The sequence below is a fragment of the Streptomyces sp. Je 1-4 4N24 genome, from assembly GCF_026239515.1.
Lineage (GTDB): Bacteria > Actinomycetota > Actinomycetes > Streptomycetales > Streptomycetaceae > Streptomyces > Streptomyces nigrescens.
The window spans coordinates 2,225,068-2,247,761 of the sequence record NZ_CP110836.1 but is presented as its reverse complement, the minus strand read 5'-3'; the positions used below and the strand labels follow the sequence as shown (position 1 = coordinate 2,247,761).

Genomic DNA, 22,694 nt, shown 5'->3' with positions numbered 1-22,694 from the left:
GGCCCACCAAAGCATCGGCGTACACGGCACGGACACCCTCCACCTCCGCTCCCGGGGCAAGCCGCTCGCGCGGGCAACTCCGGGCCCTTCGGCAGTCAGGAGTCAGGACACCATCGCGGCGGCGCGGGCGACCGGGTGCAGCGCGGCGTACTCCAACGGCGCCGACGGATCGATCGAAACATCCAGCGGGGCAGGTTCGGTACCCGCCCGGACCAGCAGATCCCCGATGGCGGCGATCATCGCCCCGTTGTCCGTACACAGCCGCAGCGGCGGCACCCGCAGCGCGATGCCGGCAGCGGTACACCGCTCCTCCGCCAGGCTCCGGACGCGGGAGTTGGCGGCCACCCCGCCCACCACGACGAGAGTGCCGACCCCGTTGGCGGTGCAGGCGGCGACCGCCTTACGGGTCAGCACATCGGCGACCGCCTCCTGCAGCGAGGCCGCCCCGTCCGCCACCGGCAGGACCTGCCCCCGGTGCCGCTCCGCCCACCGCGCGGCGGCCGTCTTCAGTCCCGAGAAGGAGAAGCCGTACGGATCATCGCGCGGACCGGTCAGCGGCCGGGGAAAGCTCACGGAGCGGATATCACCCTCCCGCGCCGCCCGGTCAATGGCCGGACCCCCGGGGTACGGCAGCCCGAAGACCCGGGCGACCTTGTCGAAGCACTCCCCGGCGGCGTCATCCAGGGTGTCGCCGAGATGCATGATCGGATCGCGGGCCAGGTCCCGCACGAGGAGCAGCGAGGTGTGGCCCCCGGAGACGATCAGCACCACACAGGGATCGGGCAACGGGCCGTGCGCGAGGGTGTCGGCAGCGACATGACCGGCCAGGTGGTGAACCCCGTACAGCGGCACATCCAGCGCATACGCCAGGCTCTTCGCCCCGGCCAGCCCGACCTGGAGCGCCCCGGAGAGCCCCGGCCCGGTCGTCACCGCGACCGCCCCGACATCGGAAATCCCCAGCCCGGCCTCCTCCAGCGCTTGCTGCACCACCGGGTTGAACGAGTGGACATGGGCCCGGGCCGCGATCTCCGGCACCACACCCCCGAACCGCGCATGCTCATCCATGCTCGACGCCACCGCATGCCCCAGCAGCCGGCCATTCCGCACCAGCCCGGCCCCCGTCTCATCACAGGACGACTCAATGCCCAGCACCACGGGTGCCCCACGCATGCACTGCTCCTCTCGCTTACTGGGAGCAGGTTAATTGCCCATATCTCTCTATTGCGAATGCCTTGCAATAAGCGGCGCCCATGTTTACGGGACGGAGCCAGGACCGGCGCCACACGCACACGCCAGGAACTGCCCGGCCATCATCGAGTGCCACGCGCTGCCGACCGGCGGCTCCCGGAGAACGCGGCAGGGTAGTTGCCGCATTCCACCTGACGGCTCAGGACGCGCGGATCGCGGAACGGCACGCAACGCCGCGCGAGAAGCCGGCACGACGCAGGCGTCCCAACCCCCGTCGCGCACGAAGGTGAACGTATCGCTGCCTGCACCCCACAGAAGCCGCCGCACCCCTCCTGGCCCACATCACTGTGGTTCAGGAAGGGCGCGGCGGCAACCGCCGTTCAGATGTCCCGGAAGATCTCGATCTGTGCCCCGATCGAGTTGAGGCGTTCCGCCAGGTCCTCGTAACCCCGGTTGATGACATAGACGTTGCGCAGGACGGAGGTGCCCTCGGCGGCCATCATGGCCAGGAGGACGACGACGGCCGGGCGCAGGGCCGGGGGGCACATCATTTCTGCGGAGCGCCAGCGGGTCGTGCCGTCGATCAGGACGCGGTGCGGGTCGAGGAGTTTGACCTGTGCGCCGAGGCGGTTGAGGTCCGTCAGGTAGATGGCGCGGTTGTCGTAGACCCAGTCGTGGATGAGGGTCTGGCCCTGGGCGCTGGCCGCGATGGCGGCGAAGAAGGGGACGTTGTCGATGTTGAGGCCCGGGAAGGGCATCGGGTGGATCTTGTCGAGCGGGGCCTGGAGCTTGGAGGGGCGGACCGTCAGGTCGATGAGCCGGGTGCGGCCGTTGTCGGCGGCGTACTCCGTGCTGCGCTCGTGGTCCAGGCCCATCTCCTCCAGGACGGCGAGTTCGATCTCCAGGAACTCGACCGGGACCCGGCGGATCGTCAGCTCGGACTCGGTGACAACGGCCGCTGCCAGCAGGCTCATTGCCTCGACCGGGTCCTCGGACGGCGCGAAGTCCACATCGCGTTCGATGTGTGCGGCGCCGTGGACGGTGAGGGTGGTGGTGCCGATGCCGTCGACCCGGACGCCCAGCTCCTCCAGGAAGAAGCAGAGGTCCTGGACCATGTAGTTGGAGGAGGCGTTGCGGATGACGGTGACGCCGTCGTGCCGGGCGGCGGCCAGCAGCGCGTTCTCGGTGACGGTGTCGCCGCGCTCGGTCAGTACGATCGCGCGCTTGGGGGCGACGCTGCGGTCCACCTCGGCGATGTAGGTGCCGTCGGTTGCGGTGATCTCCAGGCCGAAGTGGCGCAGCGCCGTCATGTGCGGGGTCACGGTCCGGGTGCCGAGATCGCAACCGCCCGCGTACGGCAGCTTGAAGTGGTCCATCCGGTGCAGCAGCGGGCCGAGGAACATGATGACGCTGCGGGTGCGGCGTGCCGCCTCGGTGTCCATCGAGTCGAGGTCGAGCTCCGCGGGCGGGACGATCTCCAGATCGTTGCCGTCGTTGATCCACCGTGTCCGCACGCCGATGCTGCCCAGTACTTCGAGGATGCGGTAGACCTCCTCAATACGGGCCACCCGGCGCAGAGTTGTGCGGCCCGCATTGAGCAGTGTGGCGCACAGCAGCGCCACACAGGCGTTCTTGCTCGTCTTCACATCGATGCTGCCGGACAGCCGGCGGCCGCCGACCACCCGCAGATGCATCGGCCCGGCGTAGCCGAGCGAGACGATTTCACTGTCGAGGGCCTCGCCGATCCGGGCGATCATCTCAAGACTGATGTTCTGATTCCCGCGTTCGATGCGGTTGACGGCACTCTGGCTGGTGCCCAGAGCCTCCGCAAGCTGCGTCTGTGTCCAGCCACGGTGTTGCCGGGCGTCACGGATGAGCCTGCCGATGCGTACGAGGTAGTCGTCTGCCATGGGGTGACCGTATCTCAGATATGAGATGGAGCTGTATTGCGACATGCCGAGTTGTTCTACTACTATGCGAACAACTCGGAGGTAGTCATGAAGAGTGCATTACGTTCCGCCGCGACCTCGGACGGCTCCGCGGCGACCTGGCTCGCCGCCGTCCCCTTCGTCGTCGTGATGGTGGTGTTCGCCGGTATCTATGTGGGAGTGGCCGACCGGCTGCCCGATCCGCTGGCCACCCACTTCCGCGGCGAACGCGCCGACGGCTTCTCCTCGGTTCCGGGCTTTCTGACCGAGTCCCTCGCCCTGCTCCTCGCCCTCGGCTCCGTCTTCGGCCTGCTCATCCATCTGCGGGTACCGGCGCCCGACATACCGTGGCTGATCGCCGGCTGCTACGTCACCGCCGCCGGGCTCGGTCACGTCCTCTGTGGGACGCTGCTCGCCAACGCCGGCGTCAGCGACGCCTCGGCCGTCCGGGAACCGTGGTGGCAACTGCCCGTGGGTCTCGGTGTGGCGCTGTTCGCCGGCGCGCTCGGACGGCTGCTCGCCGGGGCGGCGCCCCCGCGGCCCCCGCAGGAGCCCGGTGCGACGTCCCGGCTCGACCTCCCCGCCGGCACGACCGCCGGCTGGTCACGCACCATCAGCTCACCCCCGCTGATCGTGCTGGGTGTCCTGCTGCTCGGCGCCGGACTCGTCGTGGGCGTCCTCGCCGACTGGCTCTCCGCCGCCGGGCTGCTGTTCGGCGGTGCCATGGTGCTGCCCCTGGCCTCCGTGCGGGTGACCGTGGACCGGCGCGGGCTGGCCCTGTCGCCGACGCTGCTGCCCGGCCGCTTCCGGCTGCGGCGCATCCCGGTGGACCGCATCGCCGAGGCCGGCAGCCGCCGGATCGCCTGCTTCGCCGAGTTCGGCGGCTGGGGCTACCGCATCCGGTCCGGCGCCAGCGGCCTCGTACTGCGCTCGGGGGAGGGCGTCGTGGTACGGCTGACCAACGGCAGGGAGTTCGCGGTGACGGTCGATGATGCCGCGACGGCCGCCGCACTGCTCAACACGTATGCGGACCGCGCACAGGCGCGGCAAGGAGGCTGAGGTGCTCTTCCGGGTGGACCCCGGGTCGTCCGTCCCGCTCGGCGACCAGATCGCGGCCTCGGTCCGCGGTGCCATCGCCGACGGCACGGTGGACACCGGGGAGCGGCTGCCGGCCGCCCGCGAGCTCGCCGCGTCCCTCGGCGTGAACGTCCATACCGTGCTGCGCGGCTATCAGCGCCTCAAGGAGGAGGGGCTGATCGAACTCCGCCGCGGCCGCGGTGCGGTGGTCATCGGTGGGGCCGCCCCCGCCCGCGCCCGTCTCGGGGAAACCGCGGAGCGGCTGATCGCCGAGGCCCGCAAGCTGGGGCTCTCCGACGAGGAGATCGTGACGGTGGTGCGGGTGGGGCTCGCGGGACGGTAAGGCGAAGCGGGCAATGTCACCTCACCGTCGAGGTTCCGCAGCGCTGCTGAGGTTCCGCAGCGCTGCCGCACTGCCGAGCGCTTCGCGGGAAGCGCTGAGAGCTGGCGTCATGCGGCTGCGGCTGTGGCTGCGTCGTGGCCGGTCGAGCAGTTCCCCGCGCCCTTCGGGACGCCACCCCGCCCCACCCCACCCCACCGCACCGGACTTCAGCGGGGCCGCTCGGCTCCGTGCTCGTCCCTCTCCTCGCCCGTCGGAGCCGGCCCCGCTGCGCGTACGCCGCGTACCTGAGGGGAGAGCAGGGCGGCGGCCGAGGCGAGGACGATCAGCGCGGCGCAGCCGGCGAGGGCAGGGCCGACGCCGGTCCGTGCCGCGACCGGCCCGGCGATCAGCAGGCCGAGCGGCGCGAAGGCCAGTGAGCCGAACCAGTCGTACGAGCTGACGCGGGACAGCGCCGCCTCAGGGACCTCGCGCTGGATGGTGGTCGCCCACAGCACACCGAAGATGTCGGCGGCGATACCCGAACCGAACATGGCCGGCGCGATCCACGGCACCGGCGCCCGCACGGCGAGCAGCGCGATCGGGAGGGCCAGCGGGAAGGTGGACAGCACCGCGATCAGCACCGGCCGGCGCACCCGGATACGGGCGGCCAGCCCGGCGCCCGTGATGGTGCCCAGCGCCTGCGCGGCGACGATCAGTGACCAGGAGCGTGCCCCGCCCAGCTCGTTCTCGGCCACCAGCGGACCCAGCACTCCGGCATTGGCATTGAGCGCGGCGACGACCACCGAGTACTGCGCGACGACCACCCACAGCCACTGCCGTCCGGCGAACTCCCGCCAGCCGTCCCGCAGATCGGCCCACCCCGAGGGCCCCGTACGGGCCCGCGCGGGCAGCCGGAGGCCCCGGATCAGCAGCGCGCTCACCACGAACGACGCGGCATTGAGCGCCAGGGCCCAGCCCGCGCCGACGACGGCGACGGCCACACCGGACAGCGCGAGCCCCAGCAGCATCGAGCTGTTCATACCGACCCGCAGCAGTCCGTTCGCCCGCTGCAGCCGTCCGGCGGGGACGAGCAGCGGAATGACGCCGTCCATCGCGGGGGAGAACAGCGCGGTGGCCGTTCCCGCCAGGGCCGCCAGTGCGCAGAGCGCCAGCAAGGGGGCATGCCCGGTCAGCACCATGGCGGCGAGACCGGCGTAGGCGGCGGCGCCGACGAGATCGGTGACGATCATCAGCCGGGAGCGCGACATCCGGTCCGCCATCACCCCGCCGGCGAGGACGAACACCAGCTGGGGCACCGCCTGACAGGCCAGCACCAGCGACAGCTGCCCGGGACCCGCCCCCGGCAGCGCCAGCACCGCGAAGGACAGCGCCACCCGGGCGAAGCCGTTCCCGAGGACCGAGATGGTGCGGGCGGCAGCCAGCAGGACGAACCGGCGGTCGCGCCAGAGGGGCGGGTCGGCAGATGGCGGGGCGGTGGCGGCGGGCGGGGACGGGCAGGCGGGCGCGGGTTCCGGAGTGGCCGTCACGGCGTCAGCGTAGGAGCCGGATGTCCGTGCCGCGCGCGGAACTCCGTACATCGGCCGGGAATGTGCGGTGCGCGGGGCCGCCACCTGCCGCCGCCTTCATATGAGGGCCAGACTGTGGTCATGACCTCCACCCCCGGGCCCGCCCCGCTCCCCGAGCCCGCCCCGCCCGGGGCGGCCGCCGAAGCCACCGGTGAACGGACCCCCGCCGACCGCGACACCCCTGACCGTGCCACCCCTGCCCGGCCGGCCACCGACCGGGCAACCGCCCACCTCCTGGACCGCTTTCTGGCCGCCCTCCGGCCCCGGCTCCCGCTCCGGGCGCTCTGGGCACACGGCTCCCTCGCCGGCGGCGACTACCAGCAGGGCCGCAGTGATCTCGACCTGATCGCGATCGTCGACCGTCCGTGTACGCCGGAGGAGGAACGGCAACTGGGCGAGCTCCACGCGGCCCTGGACCGGACCGAGCCCCTCGCCGCGAAGCTGCACTGCAGCTACCTGGCGGCCGACGAGACGGCCGACCCCGCACATATCCACCTCACCTGGGCCCACCGGGAGCTCAAGCGCCGCACGGTCACTCCGGTCACCCGACGCGAACTCCACACGTTCGGAAGCGTCCTGTACGGCGACGCCCCCACCGCCCTCCTCCCGCCGGTGACCGACGCGGAGCTCGCCACGTTCATCCGCACCGACCTGAGGGACTTCTGGCGGCCCGCCCTGGACGAGCCGGAAGAGTGGCTCCAGGACATCTGGGTCGACCTCGGCCTGCTGACCCTGGCCCGCGCCACGGTGACCCTCCGCGACGGCACGCTCATCAGCAAGGGCGAGGCGCTGGCCGTCCTCGGTGAACTCGGCGCCCCGGACGAGGTCATCGCCGACATCAGACACCGCCGCTACGGGCCCGCGGCACCGCCTCCGCCGCACGCCGGCCCTGCTCGCCCCTCCGCCCGGCTCGCCCGCCGCGCCGACCTGACCCGGGCGTTCCTCGGCCCGGCCATCGATCGCACGCTGGCGACGTACGGTCACACCTTTCCGGCCCCACCTGGCTGACCATCGTCCGAAAGCCCGGTCCGGTGTCGGGTGCCCGGTGTCTGGCGTCCGGTGTCCAACGAGCCACTCGTGTACGACCCTTCGGCGTGCGTGCGGCAAACGGGGGAGTGGCGTATCGAAGCGGCGGCGGGTCCGCTCGCCTGGTGTGTGGTGGCGGCCCGCCCCTCAAAGAGGCCCGAACTGTGGGTGCTTCGACCGGCGCGGCATGAACTCGCCGTGGGAGGCGGGAGGATAGGTCAGCCGGACCCCCGACACACCCGCGAGGCGGCCATGCCGGGTCGGATGAAGCCGGACAATTGCCCTGCCCTAGATTTGCGGGGTGACGACCCTGCGCCCCTCCCGCACCGGAACCCCGGCCCGCCGCCGCATCCTCTCGCGCCCCCGTGCCCTCGCGTTCGGCGCCGTGCCCGTTGTGGCGCTGCTGGCCGTCGCGGGGTTCGCGCCGCTGCCGTACTCGGTGGCGCGGCCGGGCCAGACCACGGATGTGCTGGGTGCGCACGGCGGCGGGGAGGTCATCTCGCCGACCGGCGCCGCGGTGCGCAAGACCTCCGGGCAGCTGCGGATGGTGGCGATCCAGGCGACCGCGCCGGACGCCGGTATCCGCGCGGGGGACGTGATCGAGGGGTGGTTCCGCAAGGACCGTGCGGTGATGCCCCTGGAGGCGGTCTTTCCCTCCGGTATGTCCGATGCGGAGATCGCGCAGCACAACGTCGCGGAGATGAAGTCCTCGCAGCGGGCCGCGACCACGGCCGCGCTCCGCTTTCTGCACCGGGACCCGGACCGGGTGAAGGTCCGGCTGCGGCTCGACGATGTGGGCGGGCCCAGCGCCGGACTGATGTTCTCGCTCGGCATCGTCGACAAGCTGGCCGGTGACGGCAGCGGCGGCGATCTCACCGGCGGCCGCACCATCGCCGGCACGGGGACGATCGACGCCGACGGAACGGTGGGCGCGGTCGGCGGGGCACCGCTCAAGATGCAGGCGGCCCGCCGCGACGGGGCGAGCGTCTTCCTCGTGCCGAAGGCGGAGTGCGCGCAGGTGCGGCCCGCCCCGGAGGGGCTGCGGCTGGTCCCCGTCAGCACCCTCAAGGGTGCGGTGCAGGCGCTGCGCGCACTGGCGAAGGGCGGCCCGGTCCCCGGCTGCTGAACCCGGCCGCTCCGCCCCGTTCCCGCCCTCGACAGCCCCTCGGGCGTACCACCGGCGTCGGCGTGGAGCACGACATCCGGGTCGACGACCGCGAGCAGCCCCTCGAAGTCACCGCCGCGCGAGGCGGTGAGGACGGCATCGACCACCTCCCGCCGGCGCGCGAGATCGGTGTCCGGGGCCGGGGCGGCGCCCTGGACCCGGCGGCGGGCGCGGCCGGCGAGACTGACGGATGTCACTGGACCAGGCCGGCGACCTGGACCAGCGAGCAGGCCGGCGGGCGCCGCGCGTCCTGGTACTCGTCCCGTACGCGGTGGAACGCCGGCAGGTCTGCCAAGGTCGGTCAGACAGACCGTCAGCTTGACCACGTCGTCCAGGGTGCAGGACGCCGACTCCAGCGGGCTGGCAAGATTCCGGATGTTGAGGGAGGCCGCCCGGCCGCCGCCACAGCACTCCGAGCGCGAGGAACCCGCGATGCCCTCCGGCCCGGAGTTATGCGCCTCGGTCGGCTTCCCGTGCCGCACGCTCCAGCCGGCTTCGGTAGTTCTCCCACCACGCCGAGTCGGCCGGCGGCATGCTGTCGTTGCCCTTGTTCATCCCCACGGCACCGTCCATGAGTTCCCGGAGGACATCGGCGTGCCCCGCGTGCCGGTGCGTATCGGCGATCACGCGCACCACGGCATGATGCAACGTCACCTCGTCCTTGTCGCTCGGCCACCACGGCACCCTGCCGATGGTGTCCAGCGCCAGCGCGTCGATCGTCGCGTCCGCGTGTGCCCACGCCCGGCGGTAGAGCCCCACCATCTGCTCGCGTGACTCGTCGGCGGTGGCCCACATGTCCGCGTTGGGCTCAGCGCCGTCCTCAAGCCAGGGCAGCGGCTCGCCGGACGGCCGTCCGAAGGTGTCGCCGAGGTAGCCCAGCTCCACGCTCGCCACGTGTTTCACCAGGCCCAGGAGGTTGGTGCCGGTCGGTGTCAGCGGGCGGCGGATGTCGTACTCCGAGAGCCCTTCGAGCTTCCACAGCAGGGCATCGCGGGCGGACTGCAGGTAGCGGTGAAGGTCGGCCTTGGGGCCCGATGCGGTCATGGGTCAAGTCTGCGGTTCGCGTGGTCTCTGTCCACCGTTTTTGTCCCTGCTGCTTTGCCCCTGCCGTTTGTCCCTTGCTGTTTTGTCCCCGCTCGCGGCGAACCGGGTCAGGTGACGCAACGACCGCAGCGGACGGGCCACTTGAGACCGGCTCCATGTTGCCGGTGCCCGGTGCCCGGTGCCCGGTTACCAGGCACCCGGGTGGCCCGCGCCGGTCACCCGGGTTCGGCACCGCTTCCGTGAAAGGGACCCTCGTCCGCGAAGGCGTGGGCGGCGAAGCGCCTGCCCATCCGGCGGTACGCGGCGGCGCCGGGGTGCAGGCCGTCGGCCAGGTCATCCGTCTCGTTCGGGCCGAGCAGCTCGCGTCCGTCGAGATAGTGCAGGTGGGGATCGTGTGCCTGCCGGGCCGCCACGATCCGGGCCAGCTCGGCACGGACCACCGTCAGCGACAACGCCCCACCTGCCACCTCGGCCGGGTCGCCCAGGGCGGTGAGCTTCCCGTCCGGGCCCGTCGCGGTCGGACCGGGCGTCTCCTCCAGGGCCGGACAGCTCACGGGGGACATCAGCAGCAGCGGGGTGTCCGGGTGCCCGTCCCGGATCGTGTCCAGGAATCCGTGTACGGCCGGGCCGAACGTCCGCAGCCGGAAGGCGGCCAGGCTCACGATGTTGATGCCGGTCTTGAGGCTGATCAGATCGGCGGGCATATCGCGGATCGTCCGGGCCACATAGGGATCCAGCAGCGCGTTGCCCGCCTGGCTGAGGTTGATCACCTCCACGCCCCCGAGCGCGGCCGCCACCACCGGCCAGGTGCCGGTCGGGCCGTCCGCCTCGAGGCAGTGGCTGACGGAACTGCCGTGGTGCACCCAGCGGCGCCGCCCGTCCGGCAGCGGCGCCAGCACCTCGCCGTCGGCGCGCAGTGCCACCAGCTCCGTGGGGGTCTGCTGCGGCAGCCACAGCTCGATCTGCTTCATACCGGCCGGCAGCCCGGCGAACCGTACGGTCCCCGGCTCGCCCGGGATCACTCGCTGTACGGTCCCGGGGCCCGCCATCAGCAGCACATTGCCCACCGGCGCTTGCCGGCGCCCGGCCGGGGCGCCGTCCACCAGCAGTTCCAGCATCCCGGTCGGACGGGGCCGGGGCTCGGTGTCGAGCTGCCCCGTAGAGGTCAGCACCTCGAACTCCAGCGCACGCGCATCGGTACGGAACACCAGCCGCACGCCCGAAGGCATCACGGTCACCCCGTAGACCGACGGGTCCTGATACTGCTCCTTGGTCCATGCGGGCAACCGGCGCGGCATCACCCCCGCCTCCGTGACCTCCAGGTCCAGCGCACCCCGTAACTCCACCGGCCCGCCCACCAGCTGAACTGCCTTCATCGTCCCCTCACCGCTCCTGTCCCAGGTCCCGTACTCCAAGCTCCGGATGCGCGGCGGCAGCCGCCGGTCCCTCACCACCCGCAGCAACCTTCGATCGTGCATGGTGGCCGCGTCGATGAGACTCGCGTATCCCGAGAATGTAGGCCGCAGTAAGCGCAACGACACGGTCTTCGTCATGGGACAGCTCCGCGAGGGCACGTGAGGCGGTGCTTCCCGGGATGTCCGCGAGCGCCTGTGTCAGCCGTCGCCGGGCAGACGAGGCAACGGTGTCGCGGGCGAGGCAGTCAAGGAGCCCGGTGGCGATCCGCTCCGCCAACGCGGGGTCACTCGCCAGTGTGCTCAGTGCATCGGCTGCATCGACGTCATTCGAGTCCTCGACGACCATATCGATGAGCGTCGGGACCGCATCGGCCACTTCACGTGCCCCGAGCGCCAGCGCTGCATACCTGCGGACCACGAGGTCGGGGTTCACGAGGGCGTCCTGCAGCAGTGCGGTCGCTTCACCGTTCGGAATCTCAGCGAGGGACCGGACGGCACGTTTCCGTACCTCGGCCACCGGTGAGCCGAGGCCCTCCGCCAGCAGCGTCAGTGCGCCCTCGCCCGATTGCGCCAAGGCCCATCGAAGGGCTCCGGCGACGTTCTCGTCCGTCTCGTTCAGCGCTGCCTCGACCAGTGCTTCCACTGGGATCCCCACCTCTTCCACGGAGTACAGGGCCGCGCGCTGGCGCGTCCCGGCGCTCTTCGACCCCAACGCCTGGAGGAGGGCAACGATCTGGAGGACGTCCTCCCAGCCGGCGGGTTCCGCGGTACCGATCCGACGGAGTCGCGTGAGCAACTCCGTTTCCCCTGCGATGCGTTCTCGCGTCTGACGGATGAGGTCGTCGACGAGCTCCGAGGGCGTGAAGCCGGGATCACCGAGCGCGCGGCTGACGTCACGCAGCGACAGCCCCAATGACCGCAGGCTCTCGATATGGAAGATCCGCCGGATGTCCTCGCCGGAGTACTCCCGATAGCCACCGTCGGTACGTCCCGTGGGCCGCACCAGGCCGAGCGAGTCGTAATGCCTGAGCATGCGGGCGCTGACCCCCGACCGTCGTGCCACCTCACCGATCAACACTGCCTCTCACCCCTCCTGGCCGGTCCTGCCGAGGGCCACGACGCGCTTCGCCTCTTCGATCGCGAACTCGAAACCCGCATCCGGATCGCGCAACAGCCGTTCCGTGGCGATCGCGTGCGCCCGCACACGAGGGTCGACATCCGTCATCGCCGGGCGCAGGGTCGGCAGCATCACCTCTCCGAGCGCGATCAGCGCCCGGCTCAGGCTCAGTTGCGTCTCCCGTTCGCCGCGCCCGAGCTGTGTCACCAACACTGCGGCCAACTCGGGCTCTTCGCCTTCGGGCACGAGCACGGCCGCTGCCCGCCAAGCGCTCCGCGCCACCTCCTCGTCGGCGTCGGACAGCAGCGCCCGGGTGATCGCCGGCCACGCCTGCCGATCCCCGATCTTGGACAGCGTGTGCAACGCCTGGCTTCGTGCCTGCGCACGCTCCGAGCGGACTTCATGGAGAAGCTCCGGAACCGTCATCGATGGTGAGTGGCGGGTGAGTGCCCAGGTCAGCATTTCGCGCACGTAGAACTCGGGCTCGCTCGCGCATCGTTCGATGAGTTTGTCGATGAACTGTGGGTCAGGGGTCGTGCCGACCGCCAGCGCTGCCCGCAGCCGCACCGACGATCGGCTGTCCTCCAGCCCCTGGAGAGCCCGCATCGTGTCCGTGTCCGTGTCCTTGTCCGTGTCCTGTTTCTGCATGGCCGTCCGGACCACCTCCTTGACGCCAGTGAAGACCTTGTCACGGTGTCAAGGTCAAGCGGAGCCAGGCCGCGAGCTCACCAGGACCCTGCCGCTGCTGTGCGGCCGGCGTGTGGGCCGAGGACTTCGAAGCCGTGCCCTTCAGGCTTGGTTTCCGAGCCGGAGCCTCAGTTGTTGGTCAGGGTGCGGTCGAGGAGGGGGAGCAGGCGGTCCCAGTGGCGCTGCAGTGCGGCGGAGTTGAAGGCGTCGGTGTCGGACATGGTGAAGCCGTGGAGGGTGCCGGGGTAGATCTCGGAGGTGTAGTCGACACCCGCGGCGTCCAGGGCCGCGTTGAGCTCGCCGAGGGCCTCGGGCGTGATGTCCGTTTCGGCGTGGCCGAGGTGGACCTGGGCGGTGAGCTTGGAGAGGAGTCGGTGGCTGTCGGGCCCGTCGGCGCCCACGGGGCCGTGGAAGTTGGCGACGGCGGCCACCTGGCCGGGGTGGGCCGCGGTGGTGCGCATCGCCAGCAGGCCGCCTATGCAGTAGCCGGTCACCGCGACCGGTCCGGCGCCGACCTCGGGCCGGCTGGTGAGGAACCTGAGGTAGGCGTCGGCGTCGCTCAGGACGCGTTCGGCGGTGTGCGCCTCGATCAGGGGCATCAGCTGGGCGACGAGCGCGGGCCGGGCCTCTTCTCCGATGTGCTCGGGAAGTTCGATCAGCGGTGCCGGGCCGTGCCGGTAGAAGAAGTTGGGGACGAGTACGTAGTACCCGTGCTCGGCCAGTTCGAGGGCCATCTCCCGCAGCGCGGGCCGGATGCCGAAGGCGTCCGCGTACATCAGCACCCCGGGGTGCCGCTCGCCGTGGTCGGGGAAGGCGGCGAAGGCGTCGGCCCGGCCGTCCGCGGTGGGAATCTGCAGTGTCTTGGTGGGCAAGCTCTTCCTTTCTTGTCAGCAACTCACTCGACTCTTGTCAGCAACTCACTCGACGCCGGGAGCCCGGCCGACCGTGGCCAGGTGGCTCCGTCCGGTTCGCGTGCGTCGTCACGCAGAGTAAAGTACAACGTGCATGGCAACAGATGCAATGCCCGTTGTACCTTTTCTTCGGGTGGATACCTTGACCAGGGCGGCAGCGGCAGAGAGGGAAGTCACCCATGAGGCAGGGCATGGCGGAGAAGCGGGCGGCCATCGTGCAGGGCGCGCGCAAGGTCTTCGGGCGCGACGGCTATACGCGCACGAGTATCGATTCGATCGCCAAGGAGGCCGGGGTCTCCACCCGCACGATCTACAACCACTTCCCCGGTGGCAAGGCCCAGCTCTTCCGGGCCGTGGTGGTCGAGGGCTCGGAAACGGTCGTCGAGGCGCGTCTCGACGCGATCGACCGGCGGCTGCACAAGGTGACCGCGGCCGACCTGGAGCAGGACCTCGTCGAGTTCGTCCGGGCCTGGGTCGCCCCGTTGCACCGGTTCTCCGATCACTTCGCGGTCGTCCGGCAGATGCGGGTCGAGAGTGCCCATGTGCCGGAGGAGTTCCTCACGGCCTGGCGGCGAAGCGGACCGCAGCGGGCGGTCGAGGCGGTGGCCGAGCGGTTCGAGCGGCTGGCCGCCGACGGGCTGCTCACGGCGGACGATCCGGCGCGGGCGGCCCGCCATTTGCTGCTGCTGACGGTGGCCGAGATCGACGACCGGAGCGTCCACGGGGCGTTGCCGCTCTCGGAGGAGGCGGAGGGCGCGATCATCGAATCGGGCGTACGGGCCTTCCTGCAGGGATACGCGCCGCGGTGATGCGTCCTCGCGTCAAGCACTTCCTTCGGTGCGGCCACACCTTCCGCTCCCGGGGTCTGATCGACGGTCCGGCAGTGACCGCGGTCATCCCGGTCAGGGCATGACCAGGCCGCAACGATGTACTAGAGTTATCTCGACATCGAGATATCTGCCGAGAGGCGTACCGCTGCCGCGCAAGTAAGGCATACCTAACTTAGGCCCACCTTAGCGGATGGGGCAAGGACGGTGACGGCAGCATTGCGGTGGTACGCGCGAATTCATGCATGAAGGAGACTGTCGTGTCGGCGAACAGCTTCGACGCCCGCAGCACGCTGCAGGTGGGCGACGAGTCGTACGAGATCTTCAAGCTGGACAAGGTAGAGGGGTCCGCCCGTCTTCCGTACAGCCTGAAGGTGCTGCTGGAGAACCTGCTCCGCACCGAGGACGGCGCGAACATCACCGCCGACCACATCCGGGCGCTCGGCGGCTGGGACTCGCAGGCCCAGCCCAGCCAGGAGATCCAGTTCACGCCGGCCCGCGTGATCATGCAGGACTTCACCGGCGTGCCCTGTGTGGTCGACCTCGCCACCATGCGTGAGGCCGTCAAGGAGCTCGGCGGCGACCCGGCGAAGATCAACCCGCTGGCGCCGGCCGAGCTGGTCATCGACCACTCCGTCATCGCCGACAAGTTCGGTACGAAGGACGCCTTCGGCCAGAACGTGGAGCTGGAGTACGGCCGCAACAAGGAGCGCTACCAGTTCCTGCGCTGGGGCCAGACCGCCTTCGACGAGTTCAAGGTCGTCCCGCCCGGCACCGGCATCGTGCACCAGGTCAACATCGAGCACCTGGCCCGTACGGTCATGGTCCGCAACGGCCAGGCCTACCCCGACACCCTCGTCGGCACCGACTCGCACACCACCATGGTCAACGGCCTCGGTGTGCTGGGCTGGGGCGTCGGCGGCATCGAGGCCGAGGCTGCGATGCTCGGCCAGCCGGTCTCCATGCTCATCCCGCGCGTCGTCGGCTTCAAGCTGACCGGTGAGCTGAAGCCCGGCACCACCGCCACCGACCTCGTGCTGACCATCACCGAGATGCTGCGCAAGCACGGCGTCGTCGGCAAGTTCGTCGAGTTCTACGGTGAGGGCGTCGCCGCCACCTCGTTGGCCAACCGCGCCACCATCGGCAACATGTCGCCGGAGTTCGGCTCCACCGCCGCGATCTTCCCGATCGACGACGAGACCATCAAGTACCTGAAGCTGACCGGCCGCAGCGAGCAGCAGCTCGCGCTCGTCGAGGCGTACGCCAAGGAGCAGGGCCTCTGGCTCGACCCGGCCGCCGAGCCCGACTTCTCCGAGAAGCTGGAGCTGGACCTGTCGACGGTCGTCCCGTCGATCGCCGGTCCGAAGCGCCCGCAGGACCGCATCGTCCTCGCCGAGGCCGCCACCCAGTTCGAGCGCGACGTCCTCAACTACGTCTCCGACGCCGACGAGGCCGGCGAGGAGTCCTTCCCGGCCTCCGACTCCCCGGCCGCCGCCGACGGCGTGCCGACCCGCCCGACCACGGTCACCGCCCCCGACGGCTCGACCTACGAGATCGACCACGGTGCGGTGACGGTCGCGGCCATCACCTCCTGCACCAACACCTCGAACCCGTACGTCATGGTCGCCGCCGCGCTGGTCGCGAAGAAGGCCGTGGAGAAGGGCCTGACCCGCAAGCCGTGGGTCAAGACCACCCTCGCCCCGGGCTCGAAGGTCGTCACCGACTACTTCGACAAGGCCGGTCTGACCCCGTACCTCGACAAGGTCGGCTTCAACCTCGTCGGCTACGGCTGCACCACCTGCATCGGCAACTCCGGCCCGCTGCCGGAGGAGGTCTCCAAGGCCGTCAACGAGCACGACCTGGCCGTCACCTCGGTGCTCTCCGGCAACCGCAACTTCGAGGGCCGGATCAACCCCGACGTCAAGATGAACTACCTGGCGTCCCCGCCGCTGGTCGTCGCGTACGCCCTCGCGGGTTCCATGAAGGTGAACATCACCCAGGACGCGCTCGGCACCGACACCGAGGGCAACCCGGTCTACCTCAAGGACATCTGGCCGACCGAGGCCGAGGTCAACGACGTCGTGGCCAACGCCATCGGCGAGGACATGTTCAACAAGTCCTACCAGGACGTCTTCGCGGGCGACGCCCAGTGGCAGGCGCTGTCGATCCCGACCGGCAACACCTTCGAGTGGGACCCGCAGTCCACCTACGTGCGCAAGCCCCCGTACTTCGAGGGCATGACGATGGAGACCACCCCGGTCTCCGACATCACCGGCGCCCGGGTGCTGGCCAAGCTGGGCGACTCGGTCACCACCGACCACATCTCCCCGGCCGGTGCGATCAAGGCCGACACCCCGGCCGGCCAGTACCTCACCGAGCACGGCGTCGAGCGTCGTGACTTCAACTCCTACGGCTCGCGCCGTGGTAACCACGAGGTCATGATCCGCGGCACCTTCGCCAACATCCGTCTGCGCAACCAGATCGCGCCGGGCACCGAGGGCGGCTACACCCGCGACTTCACCCAGGACGGCGCGCCGGTCTCGTTCATCTACGACGCCTCGCAGAACTACCAGGCCGCCGGCACCCCGCTGGTCATCCTGGCCGGCAAGGAGTACGGCTCCGGCTCGTCCCGTGACTGGGCGGCCAAGGGCACCGCGCTGCTCGGCGTCAAGGCCGTCATCGCCGAGTCCTACGAGCGCATCCACCGCTCGAACCTCATCGGCATGGGCGTCCTGCCGCTGCAGTTCCCGGAGGGCGCGTCCGCCGAGTCCCTCGGCCTGACCGGTGAGGAGAGCTTCTCCTTCTCCGGCGTGACCGAGCTGAACGAGGGCACCACGCCGCGCACCGTCAAGGTGACCACGGACAGCGGTGTCGAGTTCGACGCGGTCGTGCGCATCGACACCCCCGGCGAGGCGGACTACTACCGCAACGGCGGCATCATGCAGTACGTGCTGCGCTCGCTGATCCGCAAGTAAGTCCCCCAGGGCATCAGGACGGGCCGCACTCCCTCGACCGAGGGGGTGCGGCCCGTCCGGCGTCACGGGGCGACGGGGTCAGGGCGCCCCGAGCAGCTCGATCTCGGCGAGGGTCCCCGGGCCGTCGGGCACCAGCCGGTAGTGCCGATAGCTGCCCGGGTCGCCGATGCCGAAGACGCGGGTCTGGTGGTCCCAGGCGAAGGACTCCCCGTCGCGGTGGTCCAGCCGTGTCCACCGCTTCCCGTCCGGGGAGCCCTCCAGCGTCCAGCCGACCGGCGCGGTGGCACGGTCCGCCGAGGTGAGGGTGTACGACGTCACCCGCGCGGGGCGGGTGAGGTCCACCGGGGTCCCGGTCAGTGCGGCCGAGCTGCCCGAGGTGTTGTCGAAGAGCGGGCCGGTCGCCGGGTCGGTCACATCGGCCGGCGGTGTGGGCACCTTGTCGTCCCGGGTGAGGGACGTCGGAGCGGCGTGCGCTCCGGTGCCCCAGGCGGACGGGCGGTCGCCCATGGTGAAGTCCAGCGTGCCGCCGCGGGCGAGGAGCCGGTGCGGAAGTGCGGTGGAATTCCAGGCTTTGCCGTTCACCCGGAGGCCTTGGACATAGACATTGCGCGCGTTGTTGCGCGGGGCGTTGACGGTGAGATCGCGGCCGTTCTCCAGGTGGACCGTGGCCTTGGTGAAGAGGGGTGAGCCCACCGCGTATTCGCCCTGGCCCATCACCAGCGGATAGAAGCCGAGCGCGCTGAAGACGTACCACGCGGACATCTCACCGTTGTCCTCGTCGCCCGGGTACCCCTGGCCGATCTCGCTGCCGAGGTAGAGCCGGGACATCGCCTCGCGGACCTTTTCCTGGGCCTTCCAGGGCCGGCCGGCCGCGTCATAGACATAGGCGATGTGATGCGAGGGCTGATTGCTGTGCCCGTACATGCCCATCCGGGTGTCGCGGGCCTCGGTCATTTCATGGATCACGTCGCCGTAGGATCCGGCGAATTCCTTGGACGCGGTCTCCGGGGTGGAGAAGTACGCGTCCAGCTTCTTGGCCAGGGCGGCGCGGCCGCCGTAGAGGTTGGCCAGGCCCCGGGTGTCCTGCGGCGCGGTGAAGGCGAAGGTCCAGGCGTTGGTCTCGGTGTAGTCGTGGCCCCAGACCCGGGGGTCGAACGTGCCGGGCGGCAGCCGCCAGTTGCCCCGGGAGTCCTTGCCCTGGAAGAAGCCGACCTTGCGGTCGAAGAGCTTGACGTAATTCTGGGCGCGGCCCAGGAAATAGGCTGATTCTTCCTTGTAGCGGGGTTTTTTGGTCTTCTCGTACAGCGCCTTGCCCATACGGGCGATACCGAAGTCGTTGAGGTAGCCCTCCAGCGCCCAGGACATGCCCTCACGGGTATCGGTGCTCGTATAGCCGAGGAAGGGCGCGGTGGCCATGCCCTTGCGGCCGACTCCGGGCTGCGGCGGGGCGACGGTGGCGTTCTTGACGGCCGCGGCATAGGCCGCCTCGGCGTCGAATTCCACGCCCTTGGCATAGGCGTCGGCGAACGCCACATCGGAACTCGTCCCGGTCATCAGGTCCGCATAGCCGGGCGAGGACCAACGGGAGATCCAGCCGCCGTCCTTGTACTGCTGGACGAAGCCGTCGACCATTTTCCCCGCGCGTTTCGGGGTGAGGAGCGAATAGGCGGGCCAGGTGGTCCGGTAGGTGTCCCAGAAGCCGTTGTTGACGTACACCTCACCGTCGACGATCTTCGAGCCGGTGTGTGTCGGGGTGTCCTGGCCGACCTGCGGCGAGAACGGGCTGGCGTAGCGGCTGCGCGAACCGACCTGTTCGAAGCCGGAGTTGGGGTAGAGGTAGAGGCGGTAGAGGTTGGAGTAGAGGGTGGTGAGCTGATCGCGGCTCGCGCCTTCGACCTCGATCCGGCCGAGCAGGTCGTCCCACTGCGACTGCGCCCGGTCCTTGATGCCGGCGAAGGTCGCGCCGTCGGGGATCTCCCGGGCCAGATTCGCCTTCGCCTGGTCCACGCTGACGAGCGAGGTCGCGATCCGCATGGTCACCGTGCGGTCCGCCCCGGGCCGGAAGCGGAGATAGCCGGTGACATCCTTGCCGCCCCCGCCTTCCAGCCTGCCGCCGCCGGTGACCGGAGCGTCGAAGACCCCGTAGACGAACAGCCGGGTGGCGCCGACGGACAGTCCGCTCTTGACGTCCGAGAAGCCGGTGACGACCCCGCGCCCGGTGTCCAGGCTGAGTCCGCCCTTGTTGTTGACGTTGTCGAAGATCAGGCTCGCCCGGTCGCCGGGGAAGGTGAAGCGCATCAGCGCGGCATGGTCGGTGGGGGTGATCTCCGTCTTGAGGCCGTTGTCGAAGGTCACGCCGTAGTAGTGCGGCTTGGCGGTCTCGTTGGCGTGGTGGAACGGCAGTGCACGGCCGGTGCGCGAGGCGTCCGGGGTGCCGGCCGCGACGGACGGCATGACCTGGAAGGTCTGCCGGTCACCCATCCACGGGCTGGGCTCATGGCTGGCGCTGAACGCCTGGAGGGTGGGGAGATTGTCGGCGTTGTTCTTCCGCGCGTACTCGTAGAGCCAGTCGGCGGAGCCCGCGTTGGTGACCGGGGTCCAGAAGTTGAAGCCGTTGGGGACGGCGGTGGCGGGGAAGGTGTTGCCGCGCGAGAAGCTGCCGCTGGAGAGCGTGCCGCGGGTGGTGACGGCGTAGTCGGAGAGACGGTCGAGCGGTGTGTCCGGTGCCTTGGGCGCGAGGGCGAGGTCATCGACCCAGCCGCGGAAGGCCGGTGCGGTCCGCGGTGTCTCCGGCGCGTCATAGCCGACCAGGATCCGGTCGACGGTCTTGCCAGCGGCGACCGCGCCGATCCGCGCTTCCCGGTTGTTCCACTGATTGACGTAGAGCGTCTTGGAGGCGGCCTGGCCCCGGGGCGTCAGCGGCGTGCCGTGCTGGTCGACGGCGGACAGCTCGCTGAGGTATGTCCCGTCGGTGAAGGCCAGATCGACGGCGGCATGGGTCGCCGGGTAGGCCGGATCGCTCTTCGCCATCTCGGGGAAGATCTTGTACGAGAGCGAAGTGGCCGCGGTGACCGGAACATTGACGTCGAAGATCTTGTTGTACGAGTAGCCGCGGCCGGGTGCGGAGTGAGTGCCGGCGTAGCGCAGCGCATGCCCTCCGGTGAAGCCGGCGTGGGCCTTGGCGGTGGGGGAGTCGCGGGGGCCGGTGTCGGTCCCGGTGTTCATCCCGGGTGCCGCCGGGGTGGTCTCCGGGGTGACGCCGGAGGTCCGGGGCTTTCCGTCGGGGCCGGTGTCGACGGTGTCGGTCCAGTCCGGCTGCGGTTCGCCGGGTTCGAAGGAGGAGCGGAACTCCGTTGATCCCTGGGGCGGTTGGGGCGGCGCGGCCTGGGCCGGGCCGGGCACGGTGATGACGAGCAGAGCGGCCGCCGCGAGGGCGGCGGGGCGGGCGATCCCCCGCAGTGGACTGTGCCGGTGTCTGAGCCGCACGCGAGCCCTCTCAACGAGATTGACATCGTTGTCAGTTACCTGACGCCAGATGAACAGAGATAAGTAAGGTGCGTGGGGCCTTTGGTGTCAAGGGTGGCGCTGGGATCGGTGCGCCGGTCGTGCCGCCGGGTGGCCCGGTGGATGGCGGCCGGGCGAATCCGCGCATACCGGGGAGGTCTCAACTAGGGAAAGACTGCCTTCCAACCCTGCATTCGATCTTGCCCCTGCGGCCGGAAGTGGACTATACCTGTCGCGTCCGACCGGCCGTACGACCCAGGCCGCGGATCCGGGGGGAAGGCGGGAACGCATGACTGCCCCGCATTTCCCTAGCGCGCCCGGTGCACATCCCGTACAACTCAGCTTCATCTGACCCGCGGTGCCGGGGTGGCTCCGGTACACCGCCTGAGTCCTGAAGAAGGCGAGGACTTGAGCATGGGATCCACCTCTGCATTCAACCGTCGCGATCTGGTCAAGCGAGCCGCGGCTCTGGGGATCGTCGCCGTACCAGCCATGGGAATGCTGTCGGCGTGTGCGAGCGGCGGCGGCAGCGACAGCGACAACAAGGTCGAAAAGGGAAAGAAGTCGGCCAAGAATCCGCTCGCGGTCAATGAGTCGGCCGGCCTCGATGTCGTCATCTTCGACGGCGGATTCGGCGACAAGTACGCCAAGGACGCCCAGAGCGAGTACCTCAAGGCCTTCCCTAAGGCCGACGGCAAGGTGAAGCTCTCGTCGACCCAGAAGATCCAGTCGACGCTGCAGCCGCGCTTCAACGGCGGAAATCCCCCTGACCTCGTCGACAACTCCGGTGCGGAACAGATGGACTTCGGCACGCTGGTGGGCAAGGACCAGCTGACCGACCTCTCGGCGCTCCTCGACGCTCCCTCGGTCGACGACCCGAACAAAAAGGTGCGGGACACCCTGCGCCCCGGCGTCGTCGAAATGGGTCAGTTCGGCGGCGAGGAAACCTGGATTCTCTACTACGCGTACACGGTCTACGGCGTCTGGTACTCCAAGAGCAATCTGCAGAAGCTGGACGCGGAGTATCCGGAGACCTGGGACGACATGCTGGCCCTGTGCGCGAAGGCCAAGAAGAAGGGCGTCGCGGGCTGGACGTACCCGGGCAAGTACCCGTACTACCTTCCCTTCAGCCTCTACCCGTTCATCGCCAAGATCGGTGGTGCGGAGGTCCTGCGGAAGATCGACAATCTGGAGCCGAACGCCTGGAAGGACCCGGCGGTCAAGGCGGCATTCGACGCCTACTACGAGCTCTACAAGAAGGGCTATGTCCTCAAGGGCTCGCCCGGGCTGGACCACCTCCAGTCGCAGAAGGCATGGGCCGACGGGAAGGCGCTGTTCATCCCCAACGGTTCCTGGGTGGAGAACGAGTCGGCCAAGCAGATCGCGAAGAACCCGAACTTCGGTCTCGCGGTCGGCGCCCCGTCCAGCCTGTCGGACTCCGACAAGATGCCCTACGGCACGATCTGGGCCTCGGGCGGCGAGCCGTACATCGTGCCCAGGAAGGCCCGTAACGCCGAGGGCGGGATGGAGCTGCTGCGCATCATGCTCAGCAAGAAGTCCTCGCAGAACTTCATCCGGCAGGTCTCCTCCCTCACCTCGCTCAACGGCGGCACCGAGGGGCTGAAGCTCCCGCCGGGCCTGGCATCGGCGCAGGTGGCGCTGGAGAAGGCCGGGCAGAACATCGTCAATCCGCGGATGCAGGACTGGTATGTGGCGCTCCAGAAGGAGCGGATCGGGGTCGGTGCGCTGGGCGAGATGATGGCCGGCCGGCTGACTCCCGACGAGGCCATCAAGAAGATCCAGAAGTACGCGGACGACACCCGCGACGACTCCAGCGTGAAGAAGTACAAGCGCTGACCGAGAAGTTCGTGGGGTTATCTCCCGGCATGGGCTGGGGGCGCGTCACCGGCGGCGGCACACGC

Annotated in this window: 17 protein-coding genes and 1 pseudogene; 7 read left to right on the top strand and 11 right to left on the bottom strand. The window is 69.9% G+C overall.

Features of this window, described 5'->3' with window-relative positions:
- Positions 1 to 102: 102 nt before the first annotated feature.
- Positions 103 to 1,170: a tRNA (adenosine(37)-N6)-threonylcarbamoyltransferase complex transferase subunit TsaD gene (gene tsaD, locus SLV14N_RS09540; RefSeq protein WP_263269032.1), complete on the bottom strand. Its 1,068-nt coding sequence runs from the start codon at positions 1,168 to 1,170 to the stop codon at positions 103 to 105.
- A gap of 398 nt (positions 1,171 to 1,568) precedes the next feature.
- Positions 1,569 to 3,098 (bottom strand): UDP-N-acetylglucosamine 1-carboxyvinyltransferase, encoded by a 1,530-nt coding sequence (locus SLV14N_RS09535; RefSeq protein ID WP_208680555.1) that lies wholly within the window; start codon positions 3,096 to 3,098, stop codon positions 1,569 to 1,571.
- Between the two features lie 87 nt (positions 3,099 to 3,185).
- On the opposite strand from SLV14N_RS09535, the gene SLV14N_RS09530 reads away from it, so the two are divergent.
- The gene (locus tag SLV14N_RS09530; RefSeq protein WP_208680554.1) at positions 3,186 to 4,175 is read left to right on the top strand and encodes a DUF1648 domain-containing protein; all 990 of its coding nucleotides are present in this window, start codon (positions 3,186 to 3,188) and stop codon (positions 4,173 to 4,175) included.
- Between the two features lies 1 nt (position 4,176).
- On the top strand, positions 4,177 to 4,536 hold the full coding sequence (locus SLV14N_RS09525) for a GntR family transcriptional regulator (RefSeq protein WP_093648684.1): 360 nt from the start codon (positions 4,177 to 4,179) through the stop codon (positions 4,534 to 4,536).
- 206 nt (positions 4,537 to 4,742) lie between these two features.
- Here SLV14N_RS09525 and SLV14N_RS09520 read toward each other — a convergent pair whose 3' ends face one another.
- On the bottom strand, positions 4,743 to 6,062 hold the full coding sequence (locus SLV14N_RS09520; RefSeq protein ID WP_263269031.1) for an MFS transporter: 1,320 nt from the start codon (positions 6,060 to 6,062) through the stop codon (positions 4,743 to 4,745).
- 120 nt (positions 6,063 to 6,182) lie between these two features.
- Here SLV14N_RS09520 and SLV14N_RS09515 point away from each other — a divergent pair, with 120 nt between their 5' ends.
- Together SLV14N_RS09515 and SLV14N_RS09510 are read left to right on the top strand one after the other, a co-directional pair.
- A complete protein-coding gene (locus SLV14N_RS09515; RefSeq protein WP_208680552.1) occupies positions 6,183 to 7,109 on the top strand; it encodes a nucleotidyltransferase domain-containing protein in 927 nt (308 codons plus the stop codon).
- A gap of 319 nt (positions 7,110 to 7,428) precedes the next feature.
- A complete protein-coding gene (locus tag SLV14N_RS09510; protein ID WP_263269030.1) occupies positions 7,429 to 8,253 on the top strand; it encodes a S16 family serine protease in 825 nt (274 codons plus the stop codon).
- 50 nt (positions 8,254 to 8,303) lie between these two features.
- Here SLV14N_RS09510 and SLV14N_RS09505 read toward each other — a convergent pair.
- The 7 genes and pseudogenes from SLV14N_RS09505 to SLV14N_RS09475 all read right to left on the bottom strand — a co-directional run.
- Positions 8,304 to 8,474: pseudogene (locus SLV14N_RS09505) on the bottom strand (RNA polymerase subunit sigma-70); the annotation flags it as partial.
- Positions 8,475 to 8,485: 11 nt separating this feature from the next.
- Positions 8,486 to 8,587 (bottom strand): RidA family protein, encoded by a 102-nt coding sequence (locus tag SLV14N_RS09500; protein WP_259670203.1) that lies wholly within the window; start codon positions 8,585 to 8,587, stop codon positions 8,486 to 8,488.
- A 155-nt stretch (positions 8,588 to 8,742) separates the two neighbouring features.
- On the bottom strand, positions 8,743 to 9,336 hold the full coding sequence (locus SLV14N_RS09495; RefSeq protein WP_263269029.1) for a DinB family protein: 594 nt from the start codon (positions 9,334 to 9,336) through the stop codon (positions 8,743 to 8,745).
- A 215-nt stretch (positions 9,337 to 9,551) separates the two neighbouring features.
- Positions 9,552 to 10,712, bottom strand: a complete 1,161-nt coding sequence (locus tag SLV14N_RS09490) for an SGNH/GDSL hydrolase family protein (protein WP_263269028.1) — start codon at positions 10,710 to 10,712, stop codon at positions 9,552 to 9,554.
- 7 nt (positions 10,713 to 10,719) lie between these two features.
- Positions 10,720 to 11,829, bottom strand: coding sequence for a HEAT repeat domain-containing protein (locus SLV14N_RS09485; RefSeq protein ID WP_208680549.1), 1,110 nt, complete (start codon positions 11,827 to 11,829; stop codon positions 10,720 to 10,722).
- A gap of 6 nt (positions 11,830 to 11,835) precedes the next feature.
- A complete protein-coding gene (locus SLV14N_RS09480; protein WP_263269027.1) occupies positions 11,836 to 12,516 on the bottom strand; it encodes a HEAT repeat domain-containing protein in 681 nt (226 codons plus the stop codon).
- Positions 12,517 to 12,683: 167 nt separating this feature from the next.
- Positions 12,684 to 13,427, bottom strand: coding sequence for a dienelactone hydrolase family protein (locus SLV14N_RS09475; protein ID WP_263269026.1), 744 nt, complete (start codon positions 13,425 to 13,427; stop codon positions 12,684 to 12,686).
- A 218-nt stretch (positions 13,428 to 13,645) separates the two neighbouring features.
- Here SLV14N_RS09475 and SLV14N_RS09470 point away from each other — a divergent pair, with 218 nt between their 5' ends.
- Both SLV14N_RS09470 and acnA read left to right on the top strand, forming a co-directional pair.
- Positions 13,646 to 14,275 (top strand): TetR/AcrR family transcriptional regulator, encoded by a 630-nt coding sequence (locus SLV14N_RS09470; protein WP_263269025.1) that lies wholly within the window; start codon positions 13,646 to 13,648, stop codon positions 14,273 to 14,275.
- A gap of 278 nt (positions 14,276 to 14,553) precedes the next feature.
- A complete protein-coding gene (gene acnA / locus SLV14N_RS09465) occupies positions 14,554 to 17,268 on the top strand; it encodes an aconitate hydratase AcnA (protein WP_269470881.1) in 2,715 nt (904 codons plus the stop codon).
- Positions 17,269 to 17,346: 78 nt separating this feature from the next.
- On the opposite strand, the gene SLV14N_RS09460 is transcribed toward acnA, so the two are convergent.
- Positions 17,347 to 20,754, bottom strand: a complete 3,408-nt coding sequence (locus SLV14N_RS09460; protein ID WP_263269024.1) for a GH92 family glycosyl hydrolase — start codon at positions 20,752 to 20,754, stop codon at positions 17,347 to 17,349.
- A gap of 432 nt (positions 20,755 to 21,186) precedes the next feature.
- On the opposite strand from SLV14N_RS09460, the gene ngcE reads away from it, so the two are divergent.
- The gene (ngcE, locus tag SLV14N_RS09455) at positions 21,187 to 22,629 is read left to right on the top strand and encodes an N-acetylglucosamine/diacetylchitobiose ABC transporter substrate-binding protein (RefSeq protein ID WP_263269023.1); all 1,443 of its coding nucleotides are present in this window, start codon (positions 21,187 to 21,189) and stop codon (positions 22,627 to 22,629) included.
- Positions 22,630 to 22,694: the final 65 nt, after the last annotated feature.

Coding starts and splice junctions, on each gene's coding strand:
- SLV14N_RS09535 (WP_208680555.1), bottom strand. CDS start 3,098: ATGGCAGACGACTACCTCGTACGCATCGGCAGGCTCATCCGTGACGCC.
- SLV14N_RS09470 (WP_263269025.1), top strand. CDS start 13,646: ATGAGGCAGGGCATGGCGGAGAAGCGGGCGGCCATCGTGCAGGGCGCG.
- SLV14N_RS09515 (WP_208680552.1), top strand. CDS start 6,183: ATGACCTCCACCCCCGGGCCCGCCCCGCTCCCCGAGCCCGCCCCGCCC.
- tsaD (WP_263269032.1), bottom strand. CDS start 1,170: ATGCGTGGGGCACCCGTGGTGCTGGGCATTGAGTCGTCCTGTGATGAG.
- SLV14N_RS09490 (WP_263269028.1), bottom strand. CDS start 10,712: ATGAAGGCAGTTCAGCTGGTGGGCGGGCCGGTGGAGTTACGGGGTGCG.
- ngcE (WP_263269023.1), top strand. CDS start 21,187: ATGGGATCCACCTCTGCATTCAACCGTCGCGATCTGGTCAAGCGAGCC.
- SLV14N_RS09495 (WP_263269029.1), bottom strand. CDS start 9,336: ATGACCGCATCGGGCCCCAAGGCCGACCTTCACCGCTACCTGCAGTCC.
- SLV14N_RS09530 (WP_208680554.1), top strand. CDS start 3,186: ATGAAGAGTGCATTACGTTCCGCCGCGACCTCGGACGGCTCCGCGGCG.
- SLV14N_RS09480 (WP_263269027.1), bottom strand. CDS start 12,516: ATGCAGAAACAGGACACGGACAAGGACACGGACACGGACACGATGCGG.